This is a genomic window from Kocuria carniphila (assembly GCF_004136555.1).
GTDB lineage: Bacteria > Actinomycetota > Actinomycetes > Actinomycetales > Micrococcaceae > Kocuria > Kocuria carniphila.
In genome coordinates, this window is the sequence record NZ_NOIT01000027.1 from 1 (window position 1) to 19,015 (window position 19,015).

A 19,015-nucleotide genomic window follows, 5' to 3' on the forward strand; every position below is an offset into this window, starting at 1 on the left:
CCATCAACCAAAAAATACAAATACTTTTCGGTATCAACAAACTAGGCACACTATTGAGTTGACAAACAACAAACCACTCTTCCTGCCCTACGGACCGGAAGTCGGTTGCGATCTGCAAGCTTAGGTGAGATCGGAACGGCGGGTCAAATCCAGGTGAACTCTTGGTTCGCTTCGGATTGTCGCCTTGCGATCTCTTGCTTGCGGGGATTCACCTTACCACATCCGCGGCGTCTTGCAACAGCCTGGAATCGGTGTGGTGTAGCTCTCCTGCCACCGCTTCTCGCTCCCTTTTCAGGAAGCTCGCCGCGGCGACTCGGTAGACATTACACACTTGCCGAGGGAACGACAAACCCGCTGCCCGAACCTCTCGGTCCCGGCAGCGGGTTGGGTCGTTTGGCGCTACTTGGTGCCGTTCCCGTTCTTGGTCGCGGGCTTGAAGTACAGCACCGCGAGAGGCGGCACCGTCAGCTCAGCGAAAGCGGGCTTTCCGTTGAAGGCGCCCTCCGTTGCCGTGATCTTCCCGAGGTTGCCGACGCCCGATCCCCCGAAGAGTTCGGAGTCGGTGTTGAGAATTTCGTCCCAGTCGCCGGCCCACGGCATTCCCACGAGGAAATTCTCGTGCGGGTTTCCGGCGAAGTTGGCGATGCACACCAGTGGATTACCCTGGTCGTCCCAACGCGTGAAGGACAGGGTGTTCCGGCCGGCATCGTTCGCGTCGATCCATTCGAAACCGGACGGGTCGTTGTCCCGGACGTAGAGCGCCGGGGTGTCCCGGTAGATCTCGTTGAGGTTCTTCACGAGTTCCTGCACCCCGTGGTGCGGGGGAGTTTCGGACAGCCACCAGTCCAAGCCGTGTTCCTGCGACCATTCGGATTCCTGCGCGTACTCGGTACCCATGAAGATCAATTGCTTACCCGGGTGGGCCCACATGTAGGCCAGGTAGGCACGCACGTTGGCCAGCTGCTGCCAGCGGTCCCCCGGCATCTTGCGCAACAGTGAACCCTTGCCGTACACGACCTCATCGTGCGAAATCGGCAGGATGAAGTTCTCGGAGTACGCGTAGACCATCGAGAACGTGGCCTTGTTGTGGTGGTAGTGGCGGTTAAACGGATCTTCCGCCATGTACTCAAGACTGTCGTGCATCCAGCCCATGTTCCACTTGATACCGAACCCTAAGCCACCGGCTTCGGTCGGCTTGGTGACGCCGGGGAAGGAGGTGGACTCCTCAGCGATCATGACGATGCCGGGGTTACGGCGGTAGGCAGTGGCGTTGGATTCCTGCAGGAATCCAATGGCTTCAAGATTCTCGCGACCACCGTACTTGTTGGGTTCCCATTCGCCGTCGTTACGGGAGTAGTCCAGGTAGAGCATGGACGCCACGGCATCCACGCGCAGACCGTCGATGTGGTACTCCTCGAGCCAGTAATTGGCATTGGCCACCAGGAAGTTACGCACCTCGGAACGGCCGTAATCAAAGATCAGTGTGCCCCAGTCCTTGTGCTCGCCGCGTCGCGGATCCGCGTGTTCGTACAGCGGCTCACCATCGAAGTTCGCCAGCGCCCACTCGTCCTTGGGGAAGTGGCCGGGAACCCAGTCAACGAGCACACCGATACCGGCCTGGTGAAGCTGGTCCACCAGGTATCGGAATTCGTCCGGCGACCCGAATCGCGAAGACGGCGCGTAGTAGGAGGTGACCTGATAGCCCCAGGAACCGCCGAAGGGATGCTCGGCCACCGGCATGAGCTCGACATGGGTGAAGCCCTGCCACGTGAGGTACTCAACCAATTCACGAGCGAGATCCACGTAGTCCAGACCCTTGCGCCACGAACCGATGTGTAGCTCGTACACGCTCATGGGGGCATTGTGCGGATCCGTCTGCGCCCGCTTGGCCATCCACTCGGAATCCTGGAATTCGTAGTTGGATTCGAAGACCCGAGATGCCGTTGACGGAGGAACTTCAGTCCCGAAGGCCATGGGGTCGGCCTTGTCACGCCAGGATCCATCACGGCCCTGAACGCGGAACTTGTAGGTGTCGCCCGAACCCAGGCCCGGAATGAACAGTTCCCAAATGCCGCTGGAACCCAGCGAGCGCATGGCGTGCTCGGAACCGTCCCAGCCGTTGAAGTCACCGATGACGCGCACGGCGCGGGCATTGGGAGCCCACACCGCAAAGCTCACGCCCTGGATGTCACCCATGGCCGAGGGGTAGCGATGAACGTGCGCACCCAGCGCGGTCCACAGTGTCTCGTGTCGGCCCTCACCGATCAGGTGCAGATCCAGTTCGCCCAACGTGGGAGCAAACCGGTACGGGTCATCGAGAACCTGCGGTTCCTGCCCGGTGTAGGTCACTTCAAGCCGGTAATCCGGAATGCGGCCCTTCTCGTGGGTGGGTACGACGCCGGAGAAGATACCTCCCCACTCGTGTTCGAGCGGATACAGACCGTCCACCGTGCGCACCGCGACATCGGTCGCGAACCGACGAAGCGTCCGAACGGTCACCGTGCCGTCCCCGTTCGGATGAGCACCGAGCACGGAGTGCGGGTCGTGGTATCGGCCCTCTGCAACCGCGGCCAGGACCTCTTCGGACACGGGCGCGGGCTTACCCTGCTCGGATTGAGCGGACTCGCGGCCGGTGTTCTGCGATGTCTCCGCAGGCACGGGTTGCTGCTTGCCCGTGGGAGCCGGATCGTTCGTGATATCCGGTGTTCGTTGGGGATCCTGCTCTCGCTCGGTACTCACTACTTCCTCAGTTCTGAAGGTGTCGTTGGAGTTCGGTTGGTCGTTCGTGGTGTCAGTCACGCTACGTGAGCCGACGGCTCGGAGCGAGCGGATGACGGCGTTTGCCGGAACGTCGACCCAGTCCGGCCGATTGCGTTGCTCGTACACGACCTCGTACAGCGCCTTGTCGAGCCACAGTGCCTGGAACAGGACGGATTCGGTGTCGAGGCTCTGGTCGCTGATCTCCCGGTAGCCATCGAGAAATGCCGACGACGCCGCTCGCGTCCATTCCTGCGCGTCACCGGATTCTTCTCGGCCGGCCATGGCACCGGCGTAGTCCAGGGAACGCAGCATACCCACCACGTCACGGAGTGCGACGTCAGGGCGAACGCGTTCCTTGATGGGGCGCAACGGTTCGCCCTCGAAGTCGAGAATCTTGAAGCCGTTGTCTCGGTTGTAGAGCACCTGACCCAGGTGGTAATCACCGTGAATACGCTTTAACGGAGGCAGCTCACGCAGCTCTTCGAGATCGCGCATGACCGTGTCGAGCGCGGACTCGAGTTCGACGAAACGGTCACCACATGCCTCCCAGGCCCACCGCAGACGACCGGAAATGTCCTGCAGGAAAGCATCACGGGCGTCGTGATCGGCGGTGATCGGGTCAAAAGCGGCCATCAGGTCCGCATGGACCCTTGCCGTGGTAGCGCCCAGCTCACGAGCGAGTTCCGTGAAGTCCCCACCACTCTTGGCGCTGTCGACAGCCATCTGCCACGCGTCCTGCGCGTGATCGACGAACTGCGCGGCCACGGCCAGTTGTCCTGCCGTGGTCACCAGACCCTGGCGCCATTGGGCATCGATCCAGCCGGCGGTAGCGGGTACAGCGGATGAGCCCTGTGAGGTCAGTTCCACACCGACTTCGACATCCGGGTTGCGCCCCTCCCCCACCACGCGGAAGAACTTCACGATGACCGCGTCACCGCGCAGTGCAACATCCGAAGCGTTCTCGGAGGTCGGCGGCGTGAGGATCACCGAGGTGTTCGACTGCTCCGACGAGATCACGCGAACCTGATGGGGATTGGAAATCCTGTACTGCGTATTGAGTGCACCGGTGTATTTGCCGTGGAGGCCCATACCGTGCCGCAGTACTCCACCCACACCCAGCTGGGTGTCCATGATGCGCAGCACGGCGTCCAGGAACGGGGCGTCACCCACGGCGTCGTAGAGGTAGAACCTGCTCGCGTGGTCCACGTCCATGTCGAAACTCGGCGAGGTTCGGGCCCCGCGACTCGATTCTTCGGCACCCGGCTCGGAGTTCTTCGCCGCGTCATTTATCTGTGCATCGGTCGGCAAGCTGGCCTGCTCCGCGGACTCCCCCGAGCGGCGTCGTTCCCAGAACGAACCCGCCTGCTGGACCGCGCGCCGCAGGAACGAGGCAGACGCGTCCACGCCCGCCACGATCTGCTCGGGCAACGCCCGATTGGGACCGACACCCTGGTAGGAACCGATCAGGTGACGCTCGTACTCCGCAAGCGGTTCGGTAGTGCGAACCACCGGGACGTTCAGCAACTCGGTGCGATCGCCCACGGTGGCCTGAACCAGGTACACGATGCGATCGCGCACGACCGAATTCGGTTCCTCCGGATCGAGATCCAACTGCACACGACCCGCGACATTGACCTTGATCTCCTGGGCCTCGGCGGTGAACGGGAACCAACGTTGCCGCGGCAGCCAGTCACGCAACCGGTCCAGAACCTGTTGATCCGTCATTCTGTGTTCCCCGCTTCCCTCAAATACGTGTTCGTGGAGTGCCTCGCTGATCAGTCGTTGCGCGCGGGCTTGATGATGGGCATCGCAATGGTCTCCGGGTGGGCGCCGTCCGCAGTGGGCGCACTGCGCAAGCGCAACCAGAAGAAGTCCTGCGAACCCAGGGTGATGCGGTAGCGCCCGGAGTTATCGAACTCGCCGAAGGGTTCCCCGCCGAAGAGCTCTCGAGTGCCACGCCCCGCGTACTCGGGCAGCGTGAGAGAACAGCTGGCCGGGACATGGGACAGGTTGAAGATGCACAGCAGGGTCTCGCCGTGCTCGTCATCCGCATCGCGAGGATCCAGGCGGCGCTGGAAAGCGAGCACCGACTCGTGATCGGTGTCCACGTTCACGTAATCGCCCATTCCGAAAGCCGGGTGTGCCTTGCGCACCATGAGCATCTGCCGGATCCAGTGCAACAAGGACGATGAAGACGCCAGCTGGGTCTCCACGTTGGTCTGCGAGTAGTTGTAGACCAGGGACTGGATCACGGGAAGGTACAACTTGCCCGGGTCCGCTGTCGAGAAACCGGCGTTGCGGTCCGGGGTCCACTGCATGGGAGTTCGGGAGGCATCACGGTCGTCCAACCAGATGTTGTCGCCCATGCCGATTTCGTCACCGTAGTAGAGGAAAGGTGACCCCGGCAGGGACAGTAGCAGCGCGTGAGCGAGCTCGAGCTCGGCGCGAGAGTTGTCGAGCAACGGGGCCAAGCGGCGTCGAATACCAATGTTGGCGCGCATACGCGAGTCAGGTGCGTACCAACCGAGCATGGCCTGGCGTTCCTCGCTCGTGACCATTTCCAAAGTCAACTCATCGTGGTTGCGTAGGAACGTGCCCCACTGGGTACCCGAAGGAATCGCCGGGGTGTTCTCCATGGTGGAAACAATGGGCTCGGCCTTCTGATCACGCAGTGCGTAGTAAATACGCGGCATGATCGGGAAGTGGAAGCACATGTGGCACTCCGGCGAGGTCTCGGTACCGAAGTACTCCACGACCTCATGGGGCATCTGGTTGGCCTCCGCGATGATCACACGGCCGGGGTAGAGCTCGTCCACCATGGTGCGCAAGTTGACCAGGAAGTCGTGCGTGCCCGGCAGGTTCTCGCAGTTGGTGCCGTCCTCTTCGATCAGGTACGGGATGGCGTCCGCGCGGAACCCGTCGATCCCCATGTCCAGCCAGAACTTCACCACATCGAAAATGGCCTGAACGACCTTGGGATTCTCGAAATTGAGATCCGGCTGGTGCGAGAAGAAGCGGTGCCAGAAGAACTGCCGACGCACGGGATCGAAGGTCCAGTTGGACTCCTCGGTGTCGACGAAGATGATGCGTGCGTCCTGGTACTTCTCGTCCGTGTCCGACCATACGTAGAAATCGCCGAAGGGGCCCTCGGGGTCTTCGCGGGAGGCCTGGAACCACGGGTGCTGATCCGAAGTGTGGTTCAGTGGCAGGTCGGTGATCACGCGCAAACCGCGGGCATGGGCCTCGGCCACGAGGCGCTTGAAATCGCTCACGGTGCCGAACTCATCGAGCACGGAGTAGTAATCCGAAATATCGTAGCCGCCATCGCGCAGCGGGGACTCGTAGAACGGCGGAATCCACAGACAGTCGATGCCCAGCCACTGCAGATAGTCCAGCTTGTCGATCAGACCGGAGAAATCACCGGAGCCGTCGCCGTTGGCATCCGAGAACGCCCGCACCAGAACTTCGTAGAAGACGGCTTTGCGGAACCAGTCCGGATCGTGTGAAATGCCCGGCGCGTTGAGGTGGAAGGGTGTGCTGGTCATGATCGGTTGCTGTGGCCTCTCAAAGATGACGTGGAAACAATGGTGGCGCGAGGATGACTCGCGCCACCACGGGGATCACTTCACGTTGCGTCGAATGTGCAGGATGTGCGCCGGCTCGATGTAGGGATCCAAACGGACGTAATTGTGGGTGCCCCACTTCCAGCTGTCACCGGAAATCAGGTCATCCACCCAGAACGATCCGTCCTCGTTGAAGTCATGATCACCCAGATTCAGGGAATCCAGGTCCAACCACACCGTTGCTTCGCGCGTGGCGTGCGTATCGGTGTTGATCACCACGATCACGGTGTCCGTGACCTCCTGACCGTCCTGCTCGACGGTCTTGGTCTTGGAGAACGCCACGATCGCGGAATCGGTGGTGGACTGCACGGTGAGGTTCTGCAGGTCACCCAACGCGGGGTGGTCCTTACGGATCTCGTTGAGACGCGTGATGTAGGGCGCCAGCGACTGTCCGCTCTCCACGGCACCCGCGAAATCGCGAGGACGCAGCTCGTACTTCTCGTTGTCCATATACTCTTCGGCACCCGGACGGGCCACGTGCTCGAACAGCTCATATCCCGCATATACGCCCCACAGCGGTGAAGCGGTCGACGCGAGCGCCGCGCGAACCTTGAAAGCTGCCGGTCCGCCGAACTGGAGGTACTCGGTCAGGATGTCCGGGGTGTTCACGAAGAAGTTCGGGCGATACGCGGAAGACGTCTCATGAGAGACCTCCTCCAGGTACTCCTCGATCTCTTCCTTGGTGTTACGCCACGTGAAGTACGAGTAGGACTGCTGGAAACCGGCCTTGGCCAGTCCCTGCATCATGGCCGGGCGGGTGAACGCCTCGGCCAGGAACACGGTGTCCGGGTGCTCCTCGCGCACGCGGGCAATGAGCCACTCCCAGAACCACAGCGGCTTGGTGTGCGGGTTGTCCACGCGGAAGATGTCCACGCCGTGGCTGATCCACAGTTCGACCACGCGCAGCACTTCGTGGGCCAGGCCCTGGGGGTCGTTGTCGAAGTTCAGGGGATAGATGTCCTGGTACTTCTTGGGCGGATTCTCCGCATACGCGATAGTGCCGTCCGCGCGGGTGGTGAACCACTGCGGGTGCTCCTTGACCCACGGGTGGTCCGGGGATGCCTGCAGTGCGAGGTCCAGGGCGACTTCCAGGCCCAGGTCGTGGGCGTGGGCCACGAACGCGTCGAAATCCTCGAAGGTTCCCAGGTCCGGATGAATGGCATCGTGGCCGCCCTCGGGCGAACCGATGGCCCACGGCGACCCCGGGTCCTGCGGACCGGCCTCGAGCGAGTTGTTGGGGCCCTTGCGGTGATCCCGACCGATCGGGTGGATCGGGGGCAGATAAGCAACGTCGAAGCCCATGTCCGCTGCGCGATCCAGCGCCTGAACCGCGGTCCTGAAATTGCCGGAAATCCACTGGCCCGCTTCCGCGTCCCACGTGGCACCCTCCGAACGAGGGAAGAATTCGTACCATGAGCCGCGGCCGGCCGCTTCTCGCTCGACCTCGATGGGGTACCGCTGAGACGAACTCAACAGGTCACGCAGCGGTCGCTCGGTGACGTAGGTCTTGACCTCGTCCGAGGTGCCCGCGGCCAGTCGGTCCTCCACTGACAGGCTCGTGTCGGCCATGCGGGCGGCAGCGTTCTCAAAGGCGCGTGATTCCTCAGCTGAGCGCGAGGATTCCTTGGAAGCCGCTTCAAAGAGCAACTGACCTTCCTTGAACATGAGTTCCACGTCCTGGCCGACACCGATCTTGATCTCGGCCGCGTGCAGCCACGTGTCGTACAGGTCCGACCAGCCCTCGATCGCAAAGCTCCAGCTGCCGACAGAACCGGGGCGGAGCAGCGCTTGGAAGCTGTCAGTGCCGGGTTCACCGGGGGTCATGGTCACGCGCTGGACCTCACGGCCCTGCGGGTCGTACAGGACGGCGCTCGCCCCCAGGGAGTCATGGCCTTCGCGGAATACGGTGGCGGACACCCGAATGTCCTCGCCGGGAATGGCGGTCGCGGGGAAACGCCCGCCCTCGACCACGGGGCTCACATCGGTGATGGGAATACGTCCGTAGACAAGGTCTGCGGAGGGGAATTCCGAAGTGTCTCCGGAGTCCGCTTCGCTTCCCAGTTCTGCGGTGCCGTGCTGTTCCGTGGGTTCACGATCCACCACGTCCTCCTCTTCCATGAGGTCGACTCGGGGCTGTTCGTCCTGCCGTTTCCCGGTTACTCCATCCGAGGAACGGGAGCGCTGAAATGACGGCGAGACGTCCGGTACACCCGAGGCGGGGACCGGCGCGTTCAAGCGGCTTCCTACATCAGGCCGGGCTGACCCGGCCTGGGGCATAGGTTCCTGCGGGTCGTTGGTGCGTGCGTGATGGCCAGTGGGCTGAGGATTCTGCTGCGACACGGATCTAACGTTAGCGACAATCCGCTCGATTCTTAAGGCCGACCATTCTTATGGCGTCATGGGAGTGTCCTAATCGGACTATGAAGTGGCGAGGGCCCGCGTGCCGGTAGGCTCGCACGTGTGAAGGCCATACGTAGATTCACCGTCCGCACTGTCCTGCCAGACTCCATCGCACCCTTGAGCCGGTTGGCCAAGAACCTGCGTTGGTCGTGGCACAAGCCCACCGAAGACCTGTTCGCCCATCTCAACCCGCGTGCCTGGGAAATCGTCCACGGTGACCCCGTGAAGCTTCTGGGTTCCCTCACCCGCGAAGAGATCCAGCAGATCGCCGAAGACCCCCAGACCGTTGAACAGATCAAGACGCTCGACGCCGATCTGACCAGTTACCTGACCCAGCCCCAGTGGTACCAGCGCACACAGACCGACGACGCCCCGGCCGCCATTGCGTATTTCTCCGCCGAGTACGGCATCACCTCTGTGCTGCCCCAGTATTCCGGTGGCCTGGGAATCCTCGCCGGCGACCACCTGAAGACCGCCTCCGACATGGGCATTCCCGTGGTTGGTGTGGGGCTGCTGTACCAGGCCGGTTACTTCAAGCAGTCGCTGTCCCAGGACGGTTGGCAGCAGGAAACCTACCCCGTACTCGATCCCGACGAAATGCCGTTGACCTTGCTGCGTGAGCAGGACGGAACCCCGGCACGGATTTCGCTGCCCCTGCCCAATTCCCGGTCACTGTCAGCACAGATCTGGCGCGCAGACGTGGGCCGTGTCCCGCTGCTGCTGTTGGATTCCAACATTCCCGAGAACGACGAACACGCCCGCAACGTGACCGACCGCCTCTACGGCGGCGGAAGCGATCACCGCCTGCAACAGGAACTACTTCTGGGCATGGGTGGCATTCGTGCCCTGCGCGCGTTCTCCCGCATCACCGGGGCTCCCGCACCCGAAGTCTTCCACTGCAATGAGGGCCACGCCGGTTTCCTGGGGATCGAACGGATCCAGGAATTGATGAACCCGCAGGATGGCTCCGAGCCCATGACCTGGAACGAGGCTCTCACCGCCGTTCGTTCCGCCACGGTGTTCACTACCCACACCCCGGTGCCGGCCGGCATCGATCGCTTCGATCGCGCGCAGGTCGAATACTTCGTCAACGCGGGGTTGACCCCCGCCGTTGCCACGGCGCACATCCTGGAATTGGGTGCCGAGAGCTACGAGGGTGGAGACCCCAGCAAATTCAACATGGCCGTCATGGGACTGCGGCTGGCCCAGCGGGCCAACGGTGTGGCCAAGCTGCACGGTGTAGTCTCCCGCGGCATGTTCCACGGCCTGTGGTCCGGGTTCGACACCGAGGAGGTTCCGATCACCTCGGTCACCAACGGCGTGCACACGCCGTCCTGGATCGACCCGGCCATGCGGGCCATCGCTGTGGACCCGCAGGAGAACGACCAGGACCCGGCCTCGCGCTGGCGCAAGATCTACCAGGCGGACGACAACGACCTGTGGCAGGTTCGCCGCGATCTCCGCGAGCGTTTGGTGCACGATGTCCGACGCCGCTTGCGCGCCTCGTGGAAGAAACGCGGCGCCGCCGATGCCGAGCTAGCGTGGACGGACTCCGTGCTGGACCCGGATGTGCTGACCATTGGTTTCGCACGCCGTGTGCCCACCTACAAGCGCCTGACACTCATGCTGCGTGATCCCGAGCGGCTCAAGAAACTGCTGCTGGATCCGGACAACCCCATTCAGTTGGTTGTGGCGGGTAAATCCCACCCGGCCGATGAAATGGGCAAGCGCATGATTCAGGACCTGGTGCGCTTCACGGATGACCCGGAGGTTCGCCACCGCATCGTGTTCCTGCCCAACTACGACATCGCCATGGCACGTGTGTTGTTCCCGGGATGTGACGTGTGGTTGAACAACCCGTTGCGCCCGCTCGAGGCGTGCGGTACATCCGGCATGAAGGCCGCCATGAACGGTGGACTGAACCTGTCCGTGTTGGACGGCTGGTGGGACGAAATGTATGACGGCCAGAACGGCTGGGCCATTCCCACCGCGGACAACAAAGCCAGCACGGACGAGCGCGATGACATCGAGGCCGCAGCCCTCTACGAGCTGATCGAGAACCACGTGGCACCTCGTTTTTACGGTGAAACAACGGATGACCCCGAGATCACGTCGGAGGAGATTCCCCACCAGTGGCTCGCAATGGTCAAGCACACGTTGGCCACCCTTGGCCCCAACGTGTCGGCCCGCCGCATGCTGACCGATTACGTGCAGAAGTTGTACGTACCGGCCTGCGTCTCCGGTCGTCGTTCGATTGCGGACAACGGCAAGGTGGCGCGTTCCACCTCGCGCTGGATCGAACGCGTTCGTCAGGCGTGGCCGCAGGTACACGTTGAGCATGTGGACGCCGAAGGTGTGCTGCAGGAACCCCAGATCGGTGACGAGCTGACCATCAACGCCTACATCAACCTGGGGTCGTTGAACCCGCAGGATGTCAAGGTGCAGGTCGGTTTCGGCCACGTGTCCGAATCGGATCACATCCACGAGCGCAGCTACGCCTATCTGGATCGGGTGACTGAGCTGGGCAACGGCCGTTTCTTGTTCAGTGGGGCCCTGACGATCGATCGCTCCGGCCCGTTCGGCTATACAGTGCGTGTGCTGCCCTCCAACGAGGAGCTGGCAGGTCCGGCCGAGTTGGGGCTGGTGCGCAACGCTGCTTAGCGCGAGCGCCGTCGACTCACCGCCGACGAGCTGCTGAGAAGACCGCGGGCGCGGCACCCCAACAAGGGTGTCGCGCCCGCGGTTTTTGGCGTCAGCAGTCAGCCGTCAGGCTTCAGGCTTCAGGCTTTAGGCGAGCGAGAACATCGCGATGCTCTGCGCCGGGACCCGGCACTCGTCTCCGCCGCTGAACTCTGCGCCCGCTCGTTCGTCGAGCTCGAAGTCCGTGGCCAGCACCAGTTCGTAGGACCCGCGGGTGACCGGGTAGCCCGCGGCGCACGTGGCCGGGGTCGACAGATCCTCGACTCCGGGCAGCGTCACGATGACCGGATCATTGGAGCCGTTGATGACGAAGGTTCCCGCCAGTTCGCCACCGCATGAACCCAGTACCACCTGAACGACCCTGGAGCCATCCGTTTGCCACAGCTCGGGGGTCATGGCGTGGCCGTCGGGTCCGTACCAGTACAGCAGAACGTCTTCCGGGCGAGCCGGAAAGTGACTGGGCTGGCTTGCCAGGAACGTCTTACGGATGGCGATCAACCGCCGGGTGGTCTTGAGCATGGACCGCCGCCACGGTGTGAGCTTCCAATCGACCCACGAGATGCGGTTGTCCTGGCAGTAGGCGTTGTTGTTGCCGCCCTGACTGCGGAGCAACTCGTCCCCGGCCGTGATCATGGGAACACCCTGCGACACCAGCAACGTGGCCATCATGTTCCGCACCGTCTTGGCACGCGCCGTCCTACGCGCCACGTTGTCCGACACACCTTCTTCACCGTGGTTCCACGAGTGGTTGTCGTTGGTGCCGTCTGCGTTGTTCTCCAAGTTGGCTTGGTTGTGCTTGCCGTCGTAGGCCGTGAGGTCGTACATCGTGAAGCCGTCATGGGCGGTCACGAAGTTCACGGAAGCCAGCGTGGTGCGACCATCGGGTGCGAACATGTCCGCCGAGCCGGAGATGACTCCGGCAAGACGGGCGGCATTGCCGCCGCCGCCCCCGCGGGCCATGGTGCGCTGACCGGAGAGCCAGAAATTGCGCACGGTGTCACGGTAGGTGTCGTTCCAGTCCGCCCAACCGGTCGGGAAGCGTCCGGTCTGCCAACCCCCGGCTCCCACGTCCCACGGTTCCGAGATCATGCGTATGCCCTGCAGCACGGGATCTGCGGCGACGGCCACGAAGAACGGGTGATTGCGGGTGAAGTGATGGTTCTCGTCCCGCCCGAGCTCCGGGGCGAGGTCGAAGCGGAACCCGTCGATGTGGCACTCCGTGACCCAGTAGCGCAGTGAGTCCAGTGCCATGCGGACCACCTGCGGGTCCGCGAAGTTCACCGAATTCCCGCAGCCGGTCACGTCCACGTAATTGCCGTGGGTGTCATGACGGTAGTACTGCCGGTCCCCCAGCCCGCGCCAACTGTAGGCGGGTTCTTCGCTTCCGCCCTCGGCGGTGTGGTTGTAGACCACGTCCAGGAACACTTGAATTCCAGCACCGTGCAGCGCGTCCACGGCGTGCTTGAACTCATTGAGGACGGCGGTGGGACCTGCGTCTTGCGCGGCACGCGTGGCATACCCGAAGTGCGGGGTGAAGAAACTGAGGGTGTTGTACCCCCAGTAATTACTGAGCCCGTTCTTGGTGAGATGGGGCTCGTCCAGGTGAGCGTGCACGGGCAACAATTCAATGGCAGTGATGCCCAAATCCTGCAGATACTTGAGGATCACGGGATGCGCGAGCCCGGCGTAGGTGCCCCGCACCTCTTCGGGGAGGTCCGGGTGGAGCATGGTGAGGCCCTTGGCGTGGGCTTCATAAATGATGGTGTCCCGCCACGGAATGCTGGGACGGCCGGGGTTCTCCCAGTGGTAGTTCTGGGCGACCACTTGGGACACGTACTTTCCGCCGTACGCGTCAGGGCCGGGATTCATGACGGTCGGCGGAGGACTCACCCTGGTGAGTCCGCGGCCGTAGGGGTCCAGCAAGATCTGTTCCCTGGACGGGTCCGGAGTGCGCTTGGCCGTGGTCGAGAAGGGGACGAATCCGTAACGGGTGCCCTCGGGCATGGCGGGGCACACGTCTACATCGAGCATCTCCGCGCGCTCGACCTCGCCGTCTCCGTGCAACGGGGGTGGCACCGTTCCGTAATGGATGCCGTGGTTGTGCCCCTTGAGGCGGTGACGACGCCACGTGCCACCCGGGCGCTGATACACCAGTTCGAGCTCGTCGATTCCCGGTGCGTAAACGGCCACGTTGGCGCTGCCGTCCCCGGACAGCGATGGGTGAACCCCCAGCGGATAACTACGCGCTTGCACGTCTGCGCGACACTTCGTAGAGCGTGATGCCCACCGCCATGGATGCGTTCAGCGACTCCATGGTGGAGTCAATGGGAATCGACACGATCGCGTCGCAGTGCTCGGTGACGAGGCGGGACAGCCCCTTACCTTCCGAACCGACCACCACGATCAGCGGCTCGGTCGCGAGGTTCAGTTCGGGCAGTTGCACGTCACCGCCGCCGTCCAGACCCACCACGAAGTAGCCGGCCTTTTTGCAGTTCTCGAGCGTGCGGGTCAGATTGGTCGCTTTGCTCACGGGCACCCGTGCTGCTGCACCGGCGCTGGTCTTCCACGCGGTGGCGGTCACTGCGGCGGAGCGGCGTTCCGGAAGGATCACGCCGTCACCGGAGAATGCTGAGACGCTGCGAATGATCGCGCCCAGGTTGCGCGGGTCGGTGATGCCGTCCAGCGCGACGAAGAGCGGCGCCTTGGACTCCGGGTCCTTGGGATCGTACCGGCGGATCACTGCGGCCGCGTGCTCGTCCGCGTCGCGGTAGTCGTAGGGCGGAACCTGCAGCGCCACGCCCTGGTGAACAGCGTCCGAGGTGAGTCGGTCCAGCTCCGAGCGGGAGGCTTCCAGCGTGGGAACATTGCGCTCGGCGCACATCTGAAGAATGTCCTTGACGCGGTCGTCCACCTCGATCTTGGTGGCCACAAACAGAGTCTTGGCGGGCACGTTGGAACGCAAGGCCTCGAGCACCGAGTTGCGGCCCGTGACCAGGTCCTCCTTGATGGGGCCCTTGCCCGCACGAGTCGGCCGGTTGTGCGAGGTCTGCTGCTTGCGTGCGGCAGCCTGCTTGGCCTTGTAGGCCTTGTGATACACGCGGTCCTCGGCCTTGGGGGTGGGGCCGCGACCCTTCAGTGCCTTGCGGCGTTGCCCACCGCTGCCCACGACGGCGCCCTTCTTGTTCTTGCGAACGGCTCCGGGTCGATTGGATTGGGCCATGGTTGTCTACTCCGTGTCTCTCACGGGTGTACGGCGCTCTCGCCGCCCCGAGGTGGTCAGCGATCTATGTGTCAGTTTAGGGCAGTGACCGGGTCAGACCGACCACGCGGAACCCTGGGCTCCGTCCTTCACGACCACGCCCGCATCGGCGAGCTGATCGCGGATCTGATCGGCGAGTGCCCAGTCTTTGTCCGCGCGCGCCTGTGCCCGCTGTTCCAACAGCTGGCGGACCAGGGAATCCAGTGCCTGGTGCTCGGCACCTCCGCCGGCCCCGCTGCCGTTAAGGTTCATGAGCTGCAGGAGTCCGAGCACCTCGGACATGGCAGCCACGGCGCGAACCGGCGCGGCGGCGTCGTCGACATCACCCGAAGCCAGCGCGCCGTTGGCGGCGCGCACCGTCTCGTGCAGCACCGCGAGCGCCTGGGGGACGTTGAGGTCTTCGTCCATGACGCGCGTGAAATTCTCGGGGACGTCCTCCGGCTGCCAGTCGAGGCTCAACCCCGCGGCGCGCGCGGCGACCAGGACGGCTTCCGCGCGTTCGACGGCCGACGTCGCTTCCTGCAGTGACGTGGGCCGGTAGTCCAGGACCGAACGGTAGTGGGCTTGCCCCAGGTAGTAACGCACGGCCAACGGGCGTGCCTCGGCGAGCATCTGTTCGGGCGAAACCGTGTTGCCGATGGACTTGGACATCTTCTCGCCCTGGTAGGTGACCAGTCCGTTGTGGAGCCAGAAGTTCGCGAACTCCTGACCCGCCGCGGTGGACTGGGCCAGCTCGTTCTCGTGGTGCGGGAATCTCAGGTCCAGGCCGCCACCGTGGATATCGAAGTGCGTGCCCACGTACTTGGCTGCCATGGCCGAGCATTCGAGGTGCCAGCCGGGACGCCCCTTGCCCCACGGCGAATCCCATCCGGCGGTCTCCGGCTCGTCCGCCTTGTGACCCTTCCACAGGGCGAAGTCTCGGGGGTCACGCTTGCCGCGGGGATCTGCGTCCGGAGCATCCTGCATGTCGTCGACACGCTGGCGCGTCAGTTCGCCGTAGCGCGGCCACGAACGCACGTCGAAGTAGACGTCGCCGGAATCGTCCTGAGCCGGATAGGCGTGGCCGTCATCAATGAGCTTCTGAATGAGCGCGTGCATTTCCGGGATGTGACCGGTGGCGCGCGGCTCGTAGGTGGGGGCGGCGATGCCCAGAGCGGCATATGCATCGCCGAAAACGCGTTCGAAGCGATAGGCCAGTGCCCACCATTCTTCGCGCGGGTGGTTGCCCGCGTAATCGGGGTCGAAGGACGCCGCGGAGTTCACCAGAATCTTGTCGTCGATGTCCGTGACGTTGCGGACGGTGGTCACCTTGTAACCGCGGAAGGCGAGCCAGCGTGCGAGCTGGTCGAACACGAGCGCGGAACGCACATGCCCGATGTGCGGCGCCCCCTGCACCGTGGCACCGCAGTAGTACAGCCGGGCCTCGCCCGGGTACACAGGTTCAAAGTCTTTAACGGTTGCTGAGGCGGTGTCGTAGAAGCGCAAAGTCACCCGCCCAGTCTAGCCGCGCGGAACCACGAGGGCGGTCGCAACGGCGGCCAGCCCCTCGCCGCGGCCGGTCAGTCCGAGGGCGTCCGTGGTGGTTGCGCTCAGATGCACCCGCGCGCCGGCTGCCTTGCTGAGTACCGTGGCGGCTTCTTCTCGACGGGGCGAGAATTTGGGCCGGTTCCCGATCAGCTGCACCGAGATATTACCGACGTCGTACCCGGCCTCCCGCACGATGGCTGCGGCTTCGCTCAGGATCCGCTCTCCCGACGCGCCCGCCATGTCCGGGCGATCCGTGCCGAAGTGCACCCCCAGGTCGCCGATGCCGGCCGCCGAGAACAACGCGTCAGCGGCGGCGTGGGCCACCACATCGCCGTCCGAGTGGCCCGTGAGACCGCGCTCCCCTGGCCAGTGCAGACCTGCCACCCACAAAGGTGTCCCCTCCGGACCGAAGGCGTGGACGTCCACGCCGATGCCGGTGAGTTGAAGTTGGCCGGCTTGCGGCAACGAGGATTCGGGTTGTTCGTTCATGAGTCCATCATCTCCGATGTTTCCTGTGGGACCCTACTCACCGATCGTCCAGGGCCGGCACGAGCGTTGAATTATCGAGCAAGCTCTTCCAGGACAGCGCGGGCGGTGATCAGATCGAAGGGGCGCGTGATCTTGAAGGACTCTTCGTCCCCGGCCAGGAACGTCACGGGCACCTCCGGGGTGAAACGTTCAATGAGAGAGGCGTCATCGGTGATGCCCTCAGGATCCTCCGCACGGTCCACGGGGGTCAGTGCTCCTTGCTCATCGCGCTCAAGGAGACCGGCCTGCAGGTTTACATCCACCAGGAGTTGGGCCTCGAAGCCCTGCGGAGTCTGCACCGCACGCAGCCCGGATCGATCCACGGTTCCCGTGCTGTGGCCCTGAGCATCCACCCCACGAACCGTGTCGGTGACGGGAAGGACGGGGACCACCGCGCGTTCACCCGACGCGAGGGCGGCGACCACCGCGGAAGTGACCCGCGTGGGCACGAGGCAGCGAGCGGCGTCGTGAACCAGCACGAACCGAGAGTCGGAACCCAGCGCGGCCAGGCCGCACGCAACCGACTGCGCTCGCGTAGCTCCGCCGGTGACCGGGCGGGCCCCGTGCGCTGCCGCGACGTCGCTCAACCCAGAATCCCCGGCGGGCACCGTAACGATGATGTCCGCACCGGGAGCTGCGCGCGCCACCGATTCGAGAGCGATCTCGAGAATGGGGCGCCCGGCCACGGGTACCAACGCCTTGGGCATCCCGTATCCCAGACGCGTGCCGGAACCCGCGGCCACCACAATGACTGCGAGCCCGTCCTCAAAGGACGGGCTCGCGGAAAAATCAGTCGATGTCATACGAGTCGGAGTGACCCTGAATCAAGCGGCCAGGATGTCGTCGAGGCGCTTCTCGGCTTCTTCCTCGTCGATCTCCTTGGCCAGAGCGAGCTCCGACGTGAGGATCTGACGGGCCTTGGCCAACATGCGCTTCTCGCCAGCCGACAATCCACGACCCTGATCACGACGCCACAGGTCACGAACGACCTCGGCAACCTTGAGGACGTCGCCGGAAGCCAGCTTCTCCAGGTTTGCCTTGTAACGGCGGGACCAGTTGGACGCCTCTTCAGCATCTTTGGCCTGCAGAACGGAGATGACTTCCTTGAGTCCCTCCTCGTCAACGACGTCTCGCACTCCCACGAGGTCCACGTTGTCAGCGGGCACCTCGATCATCAGATCGCCCTGCGTGACCTTCAGACGCAGATACATTTTCTCTTCGCCCTTGATGGTGCGCGTCTTGATCTCTTCGATCGTTGCGGCACCGTGGTGGGGGTAGACAACCGTCTCGCCAACCTCAAAAACCATGTACACAAACCCCTTTCAGCCTTTCGATTCTACCACGGTGTATGATTCGCCGCGTTCTACCTCACATCGCCCGGATACCGCGCGAAAGGGTCGCGGTTCGCATTCCTGCGCGAGCCCCGCTGCCCGGTTGTCGCGCCGTTGGTGTGGCCGACGGCGCGTGCGTGTCACGAGGCGCGGATGCAGACGTTGCGTCGCCAAAACGTTAGACTTGCGGCAGATATCTGACACATCGTCTTAGAGCCCGAGGAGTTCGTGCCGTGAAGAACGCCGCCCGCAAGAAGCTGCAGCACTTTGGTTTGGGTGCTGCTGCGGCCGCTGCATTGTTGACCGCAACCGGTTGCGGGTACGTCAGCCCTCAGGCCACCGCAGACGAGTACGCCCCCTCGGACGGCATCCAGTCCGATCTGGGTGACGTAAAGGTGCGCAACTTCATGATCCTCGCGGAGGACGCTGATTCCGAGGGTCGTATCATCGGCACCGTGGTCAACGACGGTTCCGAGCCCGCCACCCTCTCGATAGACGCCAACGGCGCCACCGCTGAGGTCGAGGTTCCCGCCAACGATTCCGTGGTGCTGGAGAAGTCCGAACCCGTGACCATCGATCAGGCCGGAGCAGAACCGGGACTCATGGTTGAGACCGAGCTCGAGGCGGACGGCCAGTCCTCGACAAACTCCGTGCCGGTCCTGGACCACACGTACCCCCGCTACGCATCCCTGATACCCGGTGGTGCACCGTCCACCCCGGCCAACCCCTCCAACACTCCCAAGGCCGAGTCAGAAGAGGGCGGTCACTGACCGTACTGACGCTTTGACAGACTGAGGGCCGCATCCCGTGTGAACTGACCCCCGGGAGTTGGACTGAGTAATTCGGTTCCAACTCCCGGGGGTCAGTTCATGGGGAAGCAGAGTGCT

At 63.5% G+C, this 19,015-nt stretch carries 11 protein-coding genes; 2 read left to right on the forward strand and 9 right to left on the reverse strand.

The genetic code is table 11. The annotated features are described in order from the left end of the window. Window positions 1–399 precede the first annotated feature (399 nt). From glgB to EWV37_RS14930, 3 genes are all read right to left on the reverse strand, one after another. A complete protein-coding gene (gene glgB / locus EWV37_RS14920) occupies window positions 400–4,485 on the reverse strand; it encodes a 1,4-alpha-glucan branching protein GlgB (RefSeq protein ID WP_129702455.1) in 4,086 nt (1,361 codons plus the stop codon). A 50-nt stretch (window positions 4,486–4,535) separates the two neighbouring features. Then, window positions 4,536–6,305, reverse strand: a complete 1,770-nt coding sequence (gene treS, locus EWV37_RS14925) for a maltose alpha-D-glucosyltransferase (protein WP_095797836.1) — start codon at window positions 6,303–6,305, stop codon at window positions 4,536–4,538. A 75-nt stretch (window positions 6,306–6,380) separates the two neighbouring features. Continuing rightward, a complete protein-coding gene (locus EWV37_RS14930) occupies window positions 6,381–8,501 on the reverse strand; it encodes an alpha-1,4-glucan--maltose-1-phosphate maltosyltransferase (protein ID WP_129702459.1) in 2,121 nt (706 codons plus the stop codon). 342 nt (window positions 8,502–8,843) lie between these two features. On the opposite strand from EWV37_RS14930, the gene glgP reads away from it, so the two are divergent. After that, window positions 8,844–11,444, forward strand: coding sequence for an alpha-glucan family phosphorylase (gene glgP / locus EWV37_RS14935; RefSeq protein WP_095797834.1), 2,601 nt, complete (start codon window positions 8,844–8,846; stop codon window positions 11,442–11,444). Window positions 11,445–11,570: 126 nt separating this feature from the next. Here glgP and glgX read toward each other — a convergent pair whose 3' ends face one another. From glgX to EWV37_RS14965, 6 genes are all read right to left on the reverse strand, one after another. Beyond that, window positions 11,571–13,736, reverse strand: coding sequence for a glycogen debranching protein GlgX (gene glgX / locus EWV37_RS14940; protein ID WP_095797833.1), 2,166 nt, complete (start codon window positions 13,734–13,736; stop codon window positions 11,571–11,573). Next, the gene (gene rlmB, locus EWV37_RS14945) at window positions 13,723–14,703 is read right to left on the reverse strand and encodes a 23S rRNA (guanosine(2251)-2'-O)-methyltransferase RlmB (RefSeq protein ID WP_095797832.1); all 981 of its coding nucleotides are present in this window, start codon (window positions 14,701–14,703) and stop codon (window positions 13,723–13,725) included. The genes glgX and rlmB overlap by 14 nt, the downstream gene beginning before the upstream one ends. 93 nt (window positions 14,704–14,796) lie before the next feature. Continuing rightward, window positions 14,797–16,233, reverse strand: a complete 1,437-nt coding sequence (cysS, locus tag EWV37_RS14950; protein WP_129702456.1) for a cysteine--tRNA ligase — start codon at window positions 16,231–16,233, stop codon at window positions 14,797–14,799. Window positions 16,234–16,242: 9 nt separating this feature from the next. Then, a complete protein-coding gene (gene ispF, locus EWV37_RS14955) occupies window positions 16,243–16,758 on the reverse strand; it encodes a 2-C-methyl-D-erythritol 2,4-cyclodiphosphate synthase (protein ID WP_129702457.1) in 516 nt (171 codons plus the stop codon). Window positions 16,759–16,829: 71 nt separating this feature from the next. Continuing rightward, entirely contained in the window at window positions 16,830–17,600 is a 771-nt protein-coding gene (locus tag EWV37_RS14960; RefSeq protein ID WP_129702458.1) for an IspD/TarI family cytidylyltransferase, read from the reverse strand. 21 nt (window positions 17,601–17,621) lie between these two features. Then, window positions 17,622–18,104, reverse strand: coding sequence for a CarD family transcriptional regulator (locus EWV37_RS14965; protein ID WP_095797867.1), 483 nt, complete (start codon window positions 18,102–18,104; stop codon window positions 17,622–17,624). A 257-nt stretch (window positions 18,105–18,361) separates the two neighbouring features. Between EWV37_RS14965 and EWV37_RS14970 the strand changes: the two genes are divergently transcribed. Then, window positions 18,362–18,898, forward strand: a complete 537-nt coding sequence (locus tag EWV37_RS14970) for a hypothetical protein (RefSeq protein ID WP_095797828.1) — start codon at window positions 18,362–18,364, stop codon at window positions 18,896–18,898. Window positions 18,899–19,015 lie beyond the last annotated feature (117 nt).

What these genes read in the sequence shown, in the direction of transcription:
- glgB (WP_129702455.1), bottom strand. Translation starts at nt 4,485, where the DNA reads ATGACGGATCAACAGGTTCTGGACCGGTTGCGTGACTGGCTGCCGCGG.
- EWV37_RS14965 (WP_095797867.1), bottom strand. Translation starts at nt 18,104, where the DNA reads ATGGTTTTTGAGGTTGGCGAGACGGTTGTCTACCCCCACCACGGTGCC.
- ispF (WP_129702457.1), bottom strand. Translation starts at nt 16,758, where the DNA reads ATGAACGAACAACCCGAATCCTCGTTGCCGCAAGCCGGCCAACTTCAA.
- EWV37_RS14930 (WP_129702459.1), bottom strand. Translation starts at nt 8,501, where the DNA reads ATGGAAGAGGAGGACGTGGTGGATCGTGAACCCACGGAACAGCACGGC.
- treS (WP_095797836.1), bottom strand. Translation starts at nt 6,305, where the DNA reads ATGACCAGCACACCCTTCCACCTCAACGCGCCGGGCATTTCACACGAT.
- rlmB (WP_095797832.1), bottom strand. Translation starts at nt 14,703, where the DNA reads ATGGCCCAATCCAATCGACCCGGAGCCGTTCGCAAGAACAAGAAGGGC.
- EWV37_RS14960 (WP_129702458.1), bottom strand. Translation starts at nt 17,600, where the DNA reads ATGACATCGACTGATTTTTCCGCGAGCCCGTCCTTTGAGGACGGGCTC.